Annotated in this window: 12 protein-coding genes; 7 read left to right on the top strand and 5 right to left on the bottom strand. The window is 71.6% G+C overall.

What is annotated here, in order from left to right; translation table 11 throughout:
• Nucleotides 1-116: 116 nt before the first annotated feature.
• Together BCD49_RS25695 and BCD49_RS25690 are read right to left on the bottom strand one after the other, a co-directional pair.
• Nucleotides 117-1175, bottom strand: coding sequence for a DMT family transporter (locus tag BCD49_RS25695; RefSeq protein WP_007506737.1), 1059 nt, complete (start codon nucleotides 1173-1175; stop codon nucleotides 117-119).
• Between the two features lie 138 nt (nucleotides 1176-1313).
• A complete protein-coding gene (locus BCD49_RS25690) occupies nucleotides 1314-1856 on the bottom strand; it encodes a CGNR zinc finger domain-containing protein (RefSeq protein ID WP_007506738.1) in 543 nt (180 codons plus the stop codon).
• Nucleotides 1857-1895: 39 nt separating this feature from the next.
• Here BCD49_RS25690 and BCD49_RS25685 point away from each other — a divergent pair, with 39 nt between their 5' ends.
• Nucleotides 1896-3143, top strand: coding sequence for an EamA family transporter (locus BCD49_RS25685; RefSeq protein WP_007506739.1), 1248 nt, complete (start codon nucleotides 1896-1898; stop codon nucleotides 3141-3143).
• Here the strand turns inward: BCD49_RS25685 and BCD49_RS25680 are convergent.
• Nucleotides 3053-3481 (bottom strand): VOC family protein, encoded by a 429-nt coding sequence (locus BCD49_RS25680; RefSeq protein WP_007506740.1) that lies wholly within the window; start codon nucleotides 3479-3481, stop codon nucleotides 3053-3055. The genes BCD49_RS25685 and BCD49_RS25680 overlap by 91 nt on opposite strands.
• A gap of 262 nt (nucleotides 3482-3743) precedes the next feature.
• Between BCD49_RS25680 and BCD49_RS25675 the strand changes: the two genes are divergently transcribed.
• Nucleotides 3744-4607 carry a hypothetical protein gene (locus BCD49_RS25675; protein WP_051467492.1) on the top strand — a complete coding sequence of 288 codons (864 nt, stop codon included), beginning with the start codon at nucleotides 3744-3746 and terminating at the stop codon, nucleotides 4605-4607.
• A gap of 72 nt (nucleotides 4608-4679) precedes the next feature.
• Here BCD49_RS25675 and BCD49_RS25670 read toward each other — a convergent pair whose 3' ends face one another.
• On the bottom strand, nucleotides 4680-5135 hold the full coding sequence (locus BCD49_RS25670; protein WP_007506742.1) for a helix-turn-helix domain-containing protein: 456 nt from the start codon (nucleotides 5133-5135) through the stop codon (nucleotides 4680-4682).
• Nucleotides 5136-5378: 243 nt separating this feature from the next.
• On the opposite strand from BCD49_RS25670, the gene BCD49_RS25665 reads away from it, so the two are divergent.
• The 4 genes from BCD49_RS25665 to BCD49_RS25650 are packed head-to-tail and all read left to right on the top strand — an operon-like array spanning nucleotide 5379 to nucleotide 12402.
• Nucleotides 5379-6899, top strand: coding sequence for a DUF3375 domain-containing protein (locus BCD49_RS25665; protein ID WP_007506743.1), 1521 nt, complete (start codon nucleotides 5379-5381; stop codon nucleotides 6897-6899).
• Nucleotides 6892-7548 carry a DUF4194 domain-containing protein gene (locus BCD49_RS25660; RefSeq protein WP_007506745.1) on the top strand — a complete coding sequence of 219 codons (657 nt, stop codon included), beginning with the start codon at nucleotides 6892-6894 and terminating at the stop codon, nucleotides 7546-7548. The genes BCD49_RS25665 and BCD49_RS25660 overlap by 8 nt, the downstream gene beginning before the upstream one ends.
• Nucleotides 7545-10991 carry an ATP-binding protein gene (locus BCD49_RS25655; protein WP_007506746.1) on the top strand — a complete coding sequence of 1149 codons (3447 nt, stop codon included), beginning with the start codon at nucleotides 7545-7547 and terminating at the stop codon, nucleotides 10989-10991. The genes BCD49_RS25660 and BCD49_RS25655 overlap by 4 nt, the downstream gene beginning before the upstream one ends.
• A gap of 34 nt (nucleotides 10992-11025) precedes the next feature.
• Nucleotides 11026-12402, top strand: coding sequence for a Wadjet anti-phage system protein JetD domain-containing protein (locus BCD49_RS25650; RefSeq protein WP_007506747.1), 1377 nt, complete (start codon nucleotides 11026-11028; stop codon nucleotides 12400-12402).
• 37 nt (nucleotides 12403-12439) lie between these two features.
• Here BCD49_RS25650 and BCD49_RS25645 read toward each other — a convergent pair whose 3' ends face one another.
• On the bottom strand, nucleotides 12440-13054 hold the full coding sequence (locus tag BCD49_RS25645; protein WP_007506748.1) for a TMEM175 family protein: 615 nt from the start codon (nucleotides 13052-13054) through the stop codon (nucleotides 12440-12442).
• A gap of 363 nt (nucleotides 13055-13417) precedes the next feature.
• Between BCD49_RS25645 and BCD49_RS25640 the strand changes: the two genes are divergently transcribed.
• Nucleotides 13418-14200 (top strand): enoyl-CoA hydratase/isomerase family protein, encoded by a 783-nt coding sequence (locus BCD49_RS25640; protein WP_007506749.1) that lies wholly within the window; start codon nucleotides 13418-13420, stop codon nucleotides 14198-14200.
• Nucleotides 14201-14202 lie beyond the last annotated feature (2 nt).

The following is a 14202-nucleotide window of genomic DNA, read 5'->3' as shown; positions in this document are numbered from 1 at the left end:
TCTGGAGAGGCGTGAGTTCTGGAGATCAGTCAGACGCGGCGCGCCAGTGGTGACGCGCGGCGTCTGACTGATCGTCGGCCAGCTGGCGCGGACGGGGGGCGTCTGGTGAGGCGGCGTTAGCGGGCGGGCTTGTGGCGGGACAGGGCCCAGCCGCGCACGCCCGGCTGTCGGGTCGACGGCGCGCCCGGAGCCGGGTGTGGCGAGGCCGGCGGTGCCGCGACCGATGTGGCCGACCCGGCCAGGACGGCCGAGGCCGACAGGGTGGACGGGGCCGACAGGGTGGACGGGGCGACCAGGGGTGGCTCGGTCGCGGCCGGTGGCCGCGCGGAGGTCGTCGCCAGGACCGAACCGACGAGGATCAGCGTGAACCCCACGCCGATGGACCAGGTCAGCGATTCACCGAGGAAGATCGCGCCGGCGGCGATGGCGACCGCCGGGTTGACGTAGGTGATGACGGTCGCGCGGGCGTTGCCGACCTCGCGGATCAGCGCGAAGAACAGGACGAACGCCAGCGCCGTGCAGATCAGGCCGAGGGCGACGAGCGCGCCCAGAACCCGGGCGCTCGGGACGGCACTCGGCCAGGTCGCGACGGCGGGGCCGGTGTAGACGAGCACGGCGAACGTGAGGCAGGCGGCCGTCATCGGCAACGACGGCACGTCGCCGAGCCGGCGCACGGCGATCAACGGGGCGGTCGCGTAGCAGACCGCGACGGCGAGAACCTCCAGGACCGGCCGGACGCCGAAGCCGTCGATGCCGGGCACGGCGAGCGCCGCGACGCCGCCGGTCCCGATCGCGAGGCCGAGCCAGCGGGCCATGGTGATGCGTTCGGTGCCGCCGGCGAGCCGCGTCGCGACGACCGCGACGACCGGAGTGGCGGCGACGAGCAGGCCGGTCAGCGAGCTGGACAGATGCTGCTCGGCATCGGAGAGCAGGATCCACGGGCCGAGGATCTCGATCGTGGCGAACGCGAGGATCGGCCGCCAGTGCCGCGCCACCTGGGCGCAGCCCTCCCGGTCACGCAACGCCAGCGGGGCCAGCACCAGCGCGCCGACCCCCGTGCGGGCCAGCACCAGCACCGGCCCCGACACTCCTTCGACCGCCACCTTGATGAGCAGGTAGGGAATTCCCCAGATCACGCTCATCGCCGCGAACAGCGCCCAGCCCCGCCTCGTCATCAACGCACAACCTTCCAGCCGGGCCGGCAGTCCACATCGGTCCACATCGGTCCGCGCGCGGACATCGCACGCGCAGAGCCTGCTCTGGACCTCAACGGAGGTCCATCTACTTTTTGTTAGGGGAAACGCGAAGAATTTCTATACAGTTGGCGCTCGCCGGCGGGCCCGGTAGGCGGCGACGGCCTCGCGGTTGCCACAGGCGACCGAGCAGAAGCGACGGGAGCGGTTGCGGGAGAGGTCGATGACCAGGCCCTCGCAGCCGTCGGCGGCGCAGACGGCGAGACGGGTCATCTCGTCGAGGCGGATCAGGTCGACCATCGCCATCGCCGTCTCGACCATGATCCGAGTAGTGAACGGCGCGTTCCCCGGAACGGCGTGAATGTGCCAGTCGAAGCCGCCGTGCCGGACCAGGCGCGGGACGGCGTGGGCGTCGGCGAGCACCTGGTTGGCCACCTCGGCGGCGTCGTCGCGGCTGCCGGCGAGCAGGCGGCGCAGCCTCGGGCGCAGCTCGCGGACCGCGGCGAGCTCGGTCTCGTCGCCGTCGCGGTGGCCGGTGTAGTGGAACTCGTCGAAGAAGTCGTCCAGCTGCTCGACGGTCTCGAGAGTGTCCGGCGGCTCGGCGGAATTGACCAGCCAGACCGCCGCGAGCAGCGACGCCTCCGTGTCATGAGCAAACAGCACGTTGACATATTACACCCGACCGACATAGCGTCATTAGTCATGAAGTCCCTGACACATGACATGGCGGCACCCGGCCGGGCGGGAGACGGCGCCGCGGTGGCCACACTGGCGGGCGGGGCCGGCGTCCGTGCGCTCGCCGGCCCCGTCACCGCGGGTGGCGCCGCCCCCGACCTGCCGAACGGCACCCCTGACAACGGCGCGGCGGGTCACGTCGCCGCGGGCAGCGGGTCCGCCGTTGGCACGCTGCTGGCGCTCGTCTCGGCGGCGTCGTTCGGGATGTCGGGGGCACTCGCGCGTGGGCTGATGGACAGCGGCTGGACGGCGGGCGCGGCGGTCACGGCACGGGTGATGATCGCGGCGGCGGTGCTGCTGGTGCCGGCGCTGGTCGCGTTGCGCGGACGGTGGTGGCTCCTGCGGCGCAACGCCGGGCTGCTGGTCGGCTATGGGCTGATCGCGGTCGCCGGCTGCCAGCTGTGCTACTTCAACGCCGTCGACCACATGGAGGTCGGTTCGGCGTTGCTCATCGAGTACACGGCGCCGGTGCTGGTGGTGCTGTGGCTCTGGGGCCGGCACGGGCAGCGGCCGGGACCGCGGACGCTGGTCGGTGCCGTCCTCGCCGCGCTCGGGCTCGTCGGCGTGCTCGACCTGGTCGACGGCACCCAGGTGAGCCTGGTCGGCATGCTGTGGGCGCTCGGCGCGATGGTCGGCGCGGCGATCTACTTCGTGCTGTCAGCGGCCGACGACACGGGCCTTCCGCCGATCGTGCTCGCCGCCGGCGGGCTCGTGGTCGGCGCGGTCGCGCTGGTCGTCGCGGGCGGGGTCGGGATGGTGCCGATGGCCGCGTCGACGGCGCCGGTGACCTACCGGGACGTGACGGTGCTCTGGTGGGTGCCGCTGGCGCTGGTCGGCCTGGTCGCGTGCGCGCTGGCCTACTGCGCGGGGATCGCGGCCAGCCGGCGGCTCGGGCCGCGCCTCGCCTCGTTCGTCGCCCTGTTCGAGGTCGTGGCGGCGCTCGGCTTCGCCTGGCTGCTGCTCGCCGAGCTCCCCCGGCCCGTCCAGCTGCTCGGCGGCGTCCTCATCCTGGCCGGCGTCATCACCGTGAAGTCCGGCGAGCCGAGGACGGAGCGCCCCGCGCCTTCCGCGGCCGGGGCGCCACCAGCGGCCGATGTTCCCGAGGGTCCCGATGGTCCCGAGGGTCAGGCGAAGTCGGCCGGGCTGAACTCCCGCGGCTCGACGATGACCAGCCAGTTGCCGGAGTTGTCACGCATGACCGCCTCCACGCCGTAAGGCCGGTCGGACGGCTCCTGCAGGAACTCGACGCCCTTGGCGGACAGCTCCTCGTAGGTCTTGCGGCAGTCGTCGACGGTGAGCCCGAGGCCGCCCATGTTCCCCTTGCCGAGCTGCCGGCGGTAGAACTCGGCGGCCTCCGGGTCCAGCGGCGGCCCGGGGATCATCAAGGTGACGTCCAGCTCTGGCTGGCTGGGATGCCCGACGGTGACCCATCGGAAGCCCTCGCCCATGGTGATGTCGGTGCGCGGCTCGAAGCCGAGGACGTCGACGTAGAAGTTCTTCGTCTCGTCCTGGTCGCGGCAGTAGACGGTGACTAGCGAAATATTCGTGATCATGAAGTCAGCCTAGGCCAGACCGAACGCGGCTCGCTTCTCCGAAATTGCGCAGGTCGCGGGCCGGAGGTGACCGGTGACCGGGCGCCTCGGGCCACGCGCCGCCGGCCGGACGCCTCGGGCCGGCCGCTGGAGCCATTCGCCTGTAGGAGGAAGTCCCCCGATGTTCCCGCTCGCCGGGTCCCGGGATGCTGCCGCCATGCGGGTCAGTTACCAAGCCACAGACGCCCACGTCACAAGCAAAAGGCCAGCCTCGGACGCGGACATGACGTGCGCACGCGTCCCAGGCGCGCTGGCGCGCCGTCTTCCGGCGGTGCTGGCCGGACTCGCCGCCACCGCCGTGCTCGTCGCCGCGTGCGGCACAGGCACCTCGACCGAGCCGAAGCCGGCCAGCGGCGACCAGGCCACCGGACCGGCCACGCCGTTGGGGGTGGCGGCCGCGGCCGAGCCGACTGTGGTCATGGGCGCGGGCGACGCACTGAGCGCCACCGTCGAGAAGTTCCGCGGAATCCTCGGACCGGACAACGGTGGAGCGCCGGGCGGCGCCCCGAACGGCCATCGCGAGATCAACTGGGACGGTGTGCCGGACGAGCTCGCGGCGCCGAACACGCTGCCGGCGGACTTCTTCAACGCGGCCGTGGAGCCGCGCGCCCGCGGGTTGGTACTCGAGGTCGGCGCGGGTGGCCACCTGTCCGTGAGCGCCGACGAAGGCAACCCGGCGGGCGTCCCTGTCCGGTTCGGCGACCTCAACCCGAGCTACCCGGCCACCTTCGAGACCTTCAGCGCGCCGCGGCTGTTCACTCCGGTCGGCACCGAAACCGTCGACCTGAAGTTCTTCGTGCCCGGCACGAACCAGCCGGCGACGGTACGCGGGTTCGGCGCGGTCTACGCCGATGTGGACACCGACGCCGGGCCCACGTTCGAGTACTACGACGCCGACGGCAAAAAGATCGGTACCGAACGGGTGCCGTCGGGTCCGGACGCGCTGTCTTTCCTCGGCGTCGCCTACCCGGAGCCGGTCATCGCCTCGGTGCGCATCGTCTACGTCGTCCTCGGCCCGACCGAGGACGCCAGCCACGACGTCGCCGTCATGGACGACTTCTTCTACGGCGAGCCGCTGCCGCGCTGACGCCCACGTCGCCGCCACCCACGCCGGCGCGCCCGGACGCGGATGCGCCACGCGCACCGGGCCCGCGCGCGCTCAGCCTTTCTGGCCGGGGTTCGGGCTGGCGGTGCAACGGGGGTCCACGGAGCCGCGCATGAACAGGTAGCAGCCAGGGATCCGTGGTCCCCCGCGGGCGGCCCAGCGATCGCGGTAGGCGGCGGGACTCTCTCCCACCAGCTGGGTGAACCGCGTCGAGAACGAGCCGAGGCTGGCGAAACCGACCAGCATGCACACCTCGGTGACCGTCAGGTTGGCGTGCCGGAGCAGGTCCTGTGCCCGCTCGATCCGGCGACGGGTGAGGTAGCGAATCGGCGTCTCGCCGTAGCTCGCCTCGAAGCAGCGGGCGAAATGGAACTTCGAGACCCGCGCGACCCGGGCCAGCTCGTCGAGGTCGAGTGGCTCCCGGTAATGCCGGTCGATGTGGTCACGGGCCCGCCGCAGGTGCGGCAACAGCTCCAACGGCACCGCGCGCGTTCCTGACGCCACCGCCACGTCGTGCCTCCCCCGGGCACCTGCCCGACGCACCAAGCCCGTCCTGACCTGCGGTGCTCATTCTCCAGCATCCTCGGCCACCGAGCCCATCCGCCATGGACCTCACCGCCACCGAGGTCCGCATAGGCTCCGCCGTCCCGCGCCCGACAGTCCCGCCCCACCGGTCACGTCGAGCTGAGCGCCGGGCACACGCCGTTGTCGGACCTGTCACCTACGATCGCGGCGACCGGGAGGAGGCGTCCGTTGGACGACCAGTTGGACTACGAGACGGTCGAGCTGCTACGGCGCGGACCGGCCTGGCGGCTGCTGCGCGCGGAGCACGCCCCGCTGGTCGTCAGCTTCCTCGCCCAAGTCTTCGTCGAGGAGAACGTCCGCGACATCGCCGCGTCGACGCTCGCCGGMCGGCTCGACGACACGCTGTACACGCTGAACCAGCAGCTGGGTGACGGCACCTACCCGCGGTCGGCGAAGGCCTACCTGGAGGACTGGGCCGGCGCGGAGCAGGGCTGGCTGCGCAAGTACTACCCACCCGATTCCGACGAGCCACACTTCGACGCGACCCCGGCGCTGGAGCAGGTCGTGTCGTTCCTGTCCGGGCTGCGGGCGCGGTCTTTCGTCGGCACGGAGTCGCGGCTGAACACCCTGTTCGACCTGCTCCGCCAGATGACGCTCGGGACCGAGACCGACCCGGGGCGGCGCCTCGAGGAGCTGCGGCGCCAGCGGGACGCGCTCGACCGGGAGATCGACCGGGTCAGCCGCGGCGAGCTCGACGTACTAAACCCGTCGGCCCAGCGGGACCGGTTCCAGCAGTTCGCCGACATGGCACGCGAGCTGCTGGCGGACTTCCGTCAGGTCGAGACGAACTTCCGCGAGCTCGACCGGAGCCTGCGCGTCCAGATCGCCTCGTTCGACGGCGCGAAGGGCGAGCTGCTCGACGAGGTCCTGCGCAGCCGGGGCAGCATCACCGAGTCCGACCAGGGCAGGAGCTTCGGCGCCTTCTACGACTTCCTGCTCTCGGCGGATCGGCAGGCGCGGTTCACGGCGTTGCTCGACCAGGTCCTGGAGCTTCCCGCGCTCGCGGGCGCCGACCCGCGCCTCGGCACGATTCACCACGACTGGCTCGCCGCGGGCGAGCGAACCCAGGCGACGGTGCGGCTGCTGTCCGCGCAGCTGCGGCGCTTCCTCGACGATCGAGTATGGCTGGAGAACCGTCGGATCGGGGAGATCCTGCGCGGCATCGAGGCGCACGCCCTCCAGCTGCGCGACGCTCCCGGGCCGCTGCCCGGGGCCGAGCTGGACGAGACGGCGCCCCGGATCGTGCTGCCGATGGAGCGCCGGCTGTACGCGCCGAAGCGCCGGACGGTGATCGACAGCACCGGGCTGGCGGCGGGTGACGGCGACTTCGACTCGGACGCGCTCTATGACCAGGTCCACGTCGACCAGGCGGAACTCCTGACGGCCGTACGCGACGCGCTGGCCAGCCGGCCCCGAGTCGGCCTCCCCGCGTTGCTCGTGGACCGCCCGCTCCAGCGAGGCCTGGCGGAGCTGGTCGCCTACCTCTCCCTGGGCGACGAGGCCTTCAGCGTGGTCTTCGACGACGGCGCCACGGACGAGCTGACCTGGGAGGGCGACGATGGGGTGGTGCGGGTGGCGACGGTTCCGCGCGTGACGTTCGTCCGCGCCGGTTGGGCCGCCGCGCCTGACACGGCCGCCGCGTCAGGCGCGGGCATCGCCGCGGCCGGTGAGGGCCGCGCGGATGACTGAGCCCGCGAGCGCCCCGGGCGGAGGGCGGGCCACCTCGTCCGCGCGGGCCGCGACAGCACCCCTGTCCGACCTCAACCTGTCGCTCGTCGTCACCAGTCTGATGAAGGGGCCGGTGTACCGGGACCAGCACGAGAAGGTGTGGCGCCACCTGCTCGGCCTGCGCGCGCGGGTTTCCGACTACGTCGCCGTGCTCGGCCTGCAGGTCATCGTGGACGACGCGGAGGGGTATGCCTTCCTGCGGTCACGCCCGGACGGCGACGACGGTGAGGCCGTGCCCAGGCTGATCGCCCGGCGGGCGCTGTCGTTCCCGGTCAGCCTGCTGCTCGCCCTGCTGCGCAAGCGGCTCGCCGAGTTCGACACCGACAACGCCGACACGCGGCTCGTCCTGGCGCGCGCCGACCTCGTCGAGATGATGCGGATGTTCCTGCCGGCCGGCCGCAACGAGGCCCGGCTCGTCGACGAGATCGACGCCCATCTCGGCAAGGCCGTCGACCTGGGGTTCCTGCGTAAGCTGCCGGGCTCCGACGAGACGTACGAGGTGCGCCGGATCCTCAAGGCGTTCGTCGACGCCCAGTGGCTGTCGGGTTTCGACGAGGGCCTCACCCGGTACGCGCGGACGCTGGCCGGCTCGACCGAGGAGGACGCATGACCGCCGTTCGCTCGGAGAACGATCATCGGACGCCGCCCGCGGCCGACGCGGATGGGGTGGCCGCGGTGGACAAGGCGGAAGCGGCCGCGCCACCGCGGCCGGGCTTCCGGCTCGACCGGCTCGAGCTGCTCAACTGGGGCACGTTCCACCGCCGCGTCTGGACGCTGCGGGTCGGCGGGGACAACGGCCTGCTCACCGGCGACATCGGCTCCGGCAAGTCGACGGTCGTCGACGCGGTCACCACGCTGTTGTTGCCCGCGCAGCGGATCTCCTACAACCGGGCCGCCGGCGCCGAGTCCCGCGAGCGGACGCTGCGCTCCTACGTCCAGGGCCACTACAAGTCCGAACGCGTCGAGTCGTCCGGCGGATCCCGTCCGGTCGGGCTGCGGACCGACGGCAGCACCTATTCGGTGCTGCTCGGGGTGTTCGTCAACGAGGCGCTGGGCGCGACCGCGAGCCTGGCCCAGGTCTTCTGGCAGCCGGCGGACGACACCGGGCAGCCGGAACGGTTCTACGCCACCGCCGCACGCGACCTGGGCATCGCCGCCGACTTCGCCGACTTCGGTGAGGACATTCCCGCGCTGAAGCGCAAGCTGCGCAGGGGCGGCGTCGACGTCCACGACGGCTTTCCCGGCTACGGTCGTGCCTTCCGGCGCCTGCTCGCCGTCGAGTCCGAGCAGGCGATGGAGCTGTTCCACCAGACGGTGTCGATGAAGTCCGTCGGCGACCTCAACGAGTTCGTCCGCGCGCACATGCTCGAGAAGCAGGACGTCGGCCGGCGCGTCGACGAGCTCGTCGCCCATTTCGAGGACCTGACCAGGGCGCACGCGGCCGTGCGCCGGGCCCGCGACCAGCTCGAGACGCTCACCCCACTGCTTGGCGACTGCGACGAGTACGACCAGTTCGGCGGGCGGGAACACTCGCTCGCGGCCGAGGCCCAGGCGGTGCGGTACTTCGTCGCCGACCGCACCGCGGCGTTCCTGCGCGGCGAGATCCGCCAGCTCGACGTGCGGATCGAGCAGGACACGGTGCGCGCGGGCGACCTCGATACCCGGGTCCGGACGCTGCGCGCGGACGAGAAGCGCCTTGAGCTCCAGCGCGCCGGTCTCGGTGGCGGCCGCCTCGGTGAGATCGAGCGGGAACTCGGCCGGCTCGACCAGGACCGGGAGGCCCGCGAGGCCCGGGCACGCGTGTTCGACGCCCGGCTTGTCACGCTCGGTCTGGACGCGGTCAGCGACGCCGGCGAGTTCGACGCGCGGCGTCGTGAGTTCACCCGGCTCGCCGAGAGGCTGACCGGGCAACGCCAGCAGCTGGAGGGACGCCGGTCGGACCTGGACGTCCGGAGCAGGATGATCCGCGACGAGTCCGGGGCGCTGCGGGACGAGATCGCGAGCCTGCGGCAGCGGCGCAGCAACATTCCCGTACGGAGCCTGGAACTGCGTGGGCGGCTGTGTTCCGAGACCGGTCTCGACGCGGCGGAGCTGCCGTTCGCCGGCGAGCTGATCCAGGTCTCGCCCGAGCACCGCGAGTGGGAAGGAGCCGCCGAACGGCTGTTGCACGGCTTCGGGCTCTCACTGCTCGTCCCGGACCGGCACTACCGGGCCGTCTCCGACTGGATCGATCGCAACCATCTGCGGGCAAGGCTGATCTACTTCAGGGTGCCGTCGGCCGCCGGTCCGCCGAGGCAGCGACAGTCCGCGAGCGGGAACGCGCTGCTCGTCGACCGCCTCGACCTGAGGTCCGACTCGCCGTTCCTGCCGTGGCTGCGGCGCGAGCTGGAGTCACGGGCCGACCACGAGTGCGTCGCCACCATGGACGACTTCCGCCGCGCGGCGAAGGCCGTCACCCGCACCGGGCAGGTCAAGCACACCGGTGGCCGGCACGAGAAGGACGACCGCTGGCGGGTCGACGACCGAACGCAGTACGTCCTGGGCTGGAGCAACGAGCAGAAGATCGCCGCGATCGTCGCCCGGGCAGCCCAGGTGCAGGCGGAGCTCTCGGAGATGACCGACCGCCTGGGCGCCGTCGCGGCGGACATCGAGGCGCTCGGCGCTCGGGAGACCAACGTCAGGCTGCTCGCGGACACGCAGGCGTGGCGTGAGCTCGACTGGCGCTCGGTCGCCCAGGAGATCGACGCGCTGACCGCGGAGAAGGCCGGGCTCGAGAAGGCGTCGGCGGAGCTCGCGGACATCACCCAGCGGCTCGGAGCGCTCACCGACGAGCTGACCCGGGCCGACGAGCAGGGCGACGAGCTGCGCCGCCGCCTCGGCGGGCTGCAGGCGCGCCGCGGTGACGCCGAGACCGAGCTGGCCGAATGCGAGCAGATGCTGTCCGCGGCCGAGTTCGAGCCGGCGAGCGCCTCGTTCACCACGCTGGCGGCCCGGCTGACCGAGCCGCGTCCGTCGACACCGCGCCAATGGGTGGACGCCGGCCGGCGGCTCGACGACACCATCCGTCACGAGTCGCGGCAGGTCAGCGACCGCCGCGCCGCCACCAGCCGGCGCCTCGTCGCGAAGATGGGGCGGTTCCGGCAGGCCTACCCGCTGGAGACCGCGGAGCTCGACGACTCCGTGGAGTCGATCGGCGGGTACCGGGAGCTGCACGCCCGGCTGGTTCGCGACGACCTGCCGCGGTTCGAGACCGAGTTCAAGACCCACCTGAACGTGAACACGATCCGCGACATCGCGACGTTCCAGGCCGAGCTGAACAGGCAGCGCGATCTGATCCGGAGGCGGGTAGCGACGATCAACGAGTCGCTGACGTCCATCGAGTACAACCAGGGCACCTTCATCCGGCTCGAACTCGACGACACCCCGAACACCGAGGTCAGGCAGTTCCGCGCGGACCTACGGGCCTGCACTGAGGGGTCGCTCTCCGGCGGCGGCGAGGCCGACCAGTACTCGGAGGAGAAGTTCCTGCAGGTCAGCAAGATCGTGGAACGGCTGCGCGGGCGGGAAGGGCAGACCGAGGCCGACCGGATCTGGACCCGGCGCGTCACCGACGTGCGCAACTGGTTCGTGTTCTCGGCATCGGAACGGGCGCTCGCGGACGACACCGAGCGTGAGCACTACACGGACTCGGGCGGGAAGTCCGGCGGGCAGAAGGAGAAGCTCGCCTACACGATTCTCGCGGCGTCGCTGGCCTACCAGTTCAAGCTCGACTCCGGGCCGCGCACCTTCCGGTTCGTCGTCATCGACGAGGCGTTCGGCCGCGGGTCGGACGCGTCGACCCGGTTCGCGCTCGGCCTGTTCGAACGCCTCGGGCTACAGCTGCTGATTGTCACTCCTTTGCAGAAGATCCACGTCATCGAGCGGCACGTGTCGTCGGTGGGCTTCGTCGACAACGAGTCCGGTAGCTACTCGCGGCTGCAGAACCTGACCGTCCAGGAATACCGGGCCAGGCGGGTCGGCCGGCTCGCGGCCGAGCTGGCCACCGCCCAGTGACCCGACGGCTGGTGAGGCGGCGGCTGGTGACGCGGTGACCGGCGACCCGGTGGCACGGCCAACGAGGACGGGGACGAAGGCGGCGGGATGGACAACGCTGGCGGACGCGCGGGCCCGCCTGCGCCGGCGGTGGGAGAGCGGCCAGTATCTCGCGGCCTGGGCCAAGGGCGAACCGTTCGAGACGGTGGAGGTTCCCCTGCGAGGGCCGGCGGTCGGTGAGCTGGCCGAACGGTTCGACGAGGCGCGGGCCTGGAGCCAGGAGTGGTTCGCCGCCGAAGACCGATCGGCGGACTTCCGGCTGCCGACCAGGACCGTCGGCGGTCGCAGCATCGGGACGAACAAGATCCCGGCCAGGCTGGTCGTCGACGGTGGCTGGGACGCGCTGTGGCGGCTCCTGCAGGTCACGGCCGACGTCCGACGGTTCACCGAGCTGCGCCGCCTCACCGCGGGCGAGGGCCGCAGCCTCACCGCGGGCGGACTCGTGGAGGCCAGCGCGACGGGACATCGGGAGGCCGCCGCGTCCGACCCCGGCGAAGGCACCGTGCCCCGGTTCCGCGGAACCCCCACGACCGGGCCCGGCGACGGCTCCGCCACGGCCGCGGCGCTCGTGGACTGGGTGAACACCCATCCGGCCCGCGTGCTCCAGCACACTCCCGAGCAGTGGGCCAGGATCCTCGCGACGACCCGGTGGCTCATGCGCGAACGCGGCCAGGGCCGATACCTGCGCCAGGTGCCGGTGCCGGGAGTCGACACCAAGTTCATCGAGGTCCACCGGGCGCTGCTCGCCGAGCTGCTCGACCTGCTGCTGCCGGACGGCGCCGTCGACCAAGCGGTTCCTCGTGCCCAGTTCGCCCGGCGATACGGGTTCCGGAGCCAGCCGGCCTACGTCCGGTTCCGCTCCCTCGACCCGACCGTGAACCGCCTGCCTGGCGTGGGCGAGCTGGGCGTCCGGATCGAGGACCTCGCGGCGGCGGCGCCGAACGTCGGCACCGTGTTCGTCCTCGAAAACGAGATCACCTATCTGGCCTTCCCTGACGTGCCCGACGCGGCCGCGGTCTTCGGCGGCGGCTACGGGCTGACCGGCCTCGCCGCGCACCCGTGGTTCGCCGGCCGCCGCGTCCTGTACTGGGGCGACCTCGACACCCACGGCTTCGCCATCCTCGACCGGCTACGCGCCGAGATACCCGACGCCGAGTCGTTCCTGATGGACCGCGCCACGCTGCTGGCGCACCCTGACCAGTGGGTCCGCGAACCCTCGCAGCACCGCGCCCCATTGCCCCGCCTGACCCCCGATGAGGCCGCTCTTCACCAGGACCTCGTCAGCCACGCCTACGGTGACGCGATCCGCCTGGAACAGGAGCGGATCGGCTTCCCCCATCTCGAGGCCGCCCTCACCCGCCGGCTCGCGTAGCTCCCCAGCCGCCATGAGGCCGGCCGGAAGGTGACCGTCAGTCCGGGGTGCCGAGTTCGCGGACGGCGTGTTCGATGCGGCGGTCGGGGATCAACCACATGAGCGCCCCGGCGGCGTAGCAGGCCACCGCGATCACGACGCCGACGTGTCCGTGCGGGTCGACGAGCTGGGCGCACAGGATGCCGGTCAGGTACAGCACCGGCGAGATCTTGCCCTTCACATCCCGGCCGACGGCTCGCCGCAGCGGTGAATCGGAGCCCTGCCCGCGAATGATGATCATCTGAAGAACGTAGTACGCGATCGCGGCGAGCATCAGGTTCACGCCGTACAGGACGACGGGGCTGTGGGCGAACTTGCTCTCGTCCATCCAGGCGGTGGTGAACGGGAACAGCGAGAGAAAGAACAGCAGCCCCAGGTTCGCCCACAGTACGGCCCCGGTGACCTGGCGCGTCAGCTGAAACATGTGGTGATGGTTGTTCCAGTAGATCCCGACGTAGACGAAGCTGAGCAGATAGGTCAGCAGGCCCGAGCCGGCGGCGTGCCGCAGCGCGGCGAAGTCATGGCCCTCGGGGATCTTCAGCTCCAGGACCATGATCGTGATGATGATGGCCAGAACGCCGTCGCTGAACGCCTCCAGCCGGCTGGTCCTCATCGGATGCCACCTCACCGCCGCCCTGACCGGCGACCCTCGGGCGCGGCCCCACCTCGCCGCGCATGCCTGTCCGTGTGCCGCCCATCAGACCATCTGGCGACCAGGCACCCATCGGGGCCACCGGGGACGTAGCGAAGACGGGGTGGTGGCCATACCGCGCCACTTGCGACAGAAGACACGGTGAAGGTAGAACCCTGTTACAACGACGGGGCGGCTGGCGAGCGAGCTGGCTCTCCTGGCCGAGGCGAAGGCCGCTCGCGTCTCACTTCTGGTGGCCGTGAGCCGCGGTCCGCTCCGGGGCCAGAGCGCCGGTCGCTCCTGGGTCGGCTTCGCGGCCGTTGGTGAGGCGGAAGGCGTGCGCACATGGCTGACGAACGGGTCCGGCTTGAGATCGACGGGCCGATCGCCACGATCACGAACAACAACCCGGGCAAGCACAACGCCTTCGACGACACGATGGACCTCGCTCTTTTCGAGATCCTCGACGAGCTGGCGGCACGACGCGACCTGCGAGCGGTGATCTGGCGGGCGGAGGGGAAGTCGTTCTCCTCGGGCCGCGATGTCGCCGCGATCGGTGGCGGCGCCGTCGAGATCAGCCACCACGAGCTGATGAAACGCGGCCACCGCGGCATCCTGCGCGCGCTCGACATCGAGGCACCGATCCTGGTCGCGATGCAGGGCTGGTCGATTGGAGCGTCGTTTCAACGGGCCCTGATCTGCGACATCCGGGTTGCCGCCCAGGGAGCCCGGATGATGCTGCCCGAGCTTGGCTACGGCGTCATCCCGGACACCGGTGGCATCGGCCGTCTCTACCAGATCTGCGGCCACGGCGTGGTGAGCGACCTGGTGCTCACCGGCCGGGCGATGGGCGCCGACGAGGCGCTGGCGCACGGCGTCGTCTCCCGGGTCGTGCCGGCCGACGAGCTCGACAGGACGGTGCGCGAGATGGCCGAGAAGATCGCCGCCGCGCCGAAGGTCTCGGTGAACATGGCGCGCGGCGTGATCCGCCATCTCTCGGAGCCGGCGCTGCGCTCGTCGATGGCGGACGAGCTGATCTTCCAGACGTTCATCAGCAGGTCGGACGACATCGCGGAGATGCGGACGGCACGGGCCGAGGGGCGCCCGCCCCGATACACGGGGAGCTGACG

It is taken from the genome of Pseudofrankia sp. EUN1h, assembly GCF_001854645.1.
Classification (GTDB): domain Bacteria; phylum Actinomycetota; class Actinomycetes; order Frankiales; family Frankiaceae; genus Pseudofrankia; species Pseudofrankia saprophytica.
This window is presented reverse-complemented; position numbering and strand designations above follow the sequence as displayed.

Bases quoted from the DNA above. Each gene is read 5' to 3' on its own strand.
- BCD49_RS25675 (WP_051467492.1), top strand. From the start codon at position 3,744: ATGACGTGCGCACGCGTCCCAGGCGCGCTGGCGCGCCGTCTTCCGGCG.
- BCD49_RS25685 (WP_007506739.1), top strand. From the start codon at position 1,896: ATGAAGTCCCTGACACATGACATGGCGGCACCCGGCCGGGCGGGAGAC.
- BCD49_RS25660 (WP_007506745.1), top strand. From the start codon at position 6,892: ATGACTGAGCCCGCGAGCGCCCCGGGCGGAGGGCGGGCCACCTCGTCC.
- BCD49_RS25695 (WP_007506737.1), bottom strand. From the start codon at position 1,175: ATGACGAGGCGGGGCTGGGCGCTGTTCGCGGCGATGAGCGTGATCTGG.
- BCD49_RS25640 (WP_007506749.1), top strand. From the start codon at position 13,418: ATGGCTGACGAACGGGTCCGGCTTGAGATCGACGGGCCGATCGCCACG.
- BCD49_RS25680 (WP_007506740.1), bottom strand. From the start codon at position 3,481: ATGATCACGAATATTTCGCTAGTCACCGTCTACTGCCGCGACCAGGAC.
- BCD49_RS25645 (WP_007506748.1), bottom strand. From the start codon at position 13,054: ATGAGGACCAGCCGGCTGGAGGCGTTCAGCGACGGCGTTCTGGCCATC.
- BCD49_RS25655 (WP_007506746.1), top strand. From the start codon at position 7,545: ATGACCGCCGTTCGCTCGGAGAACGATCATCGGACGCCGCCCGCGGCC.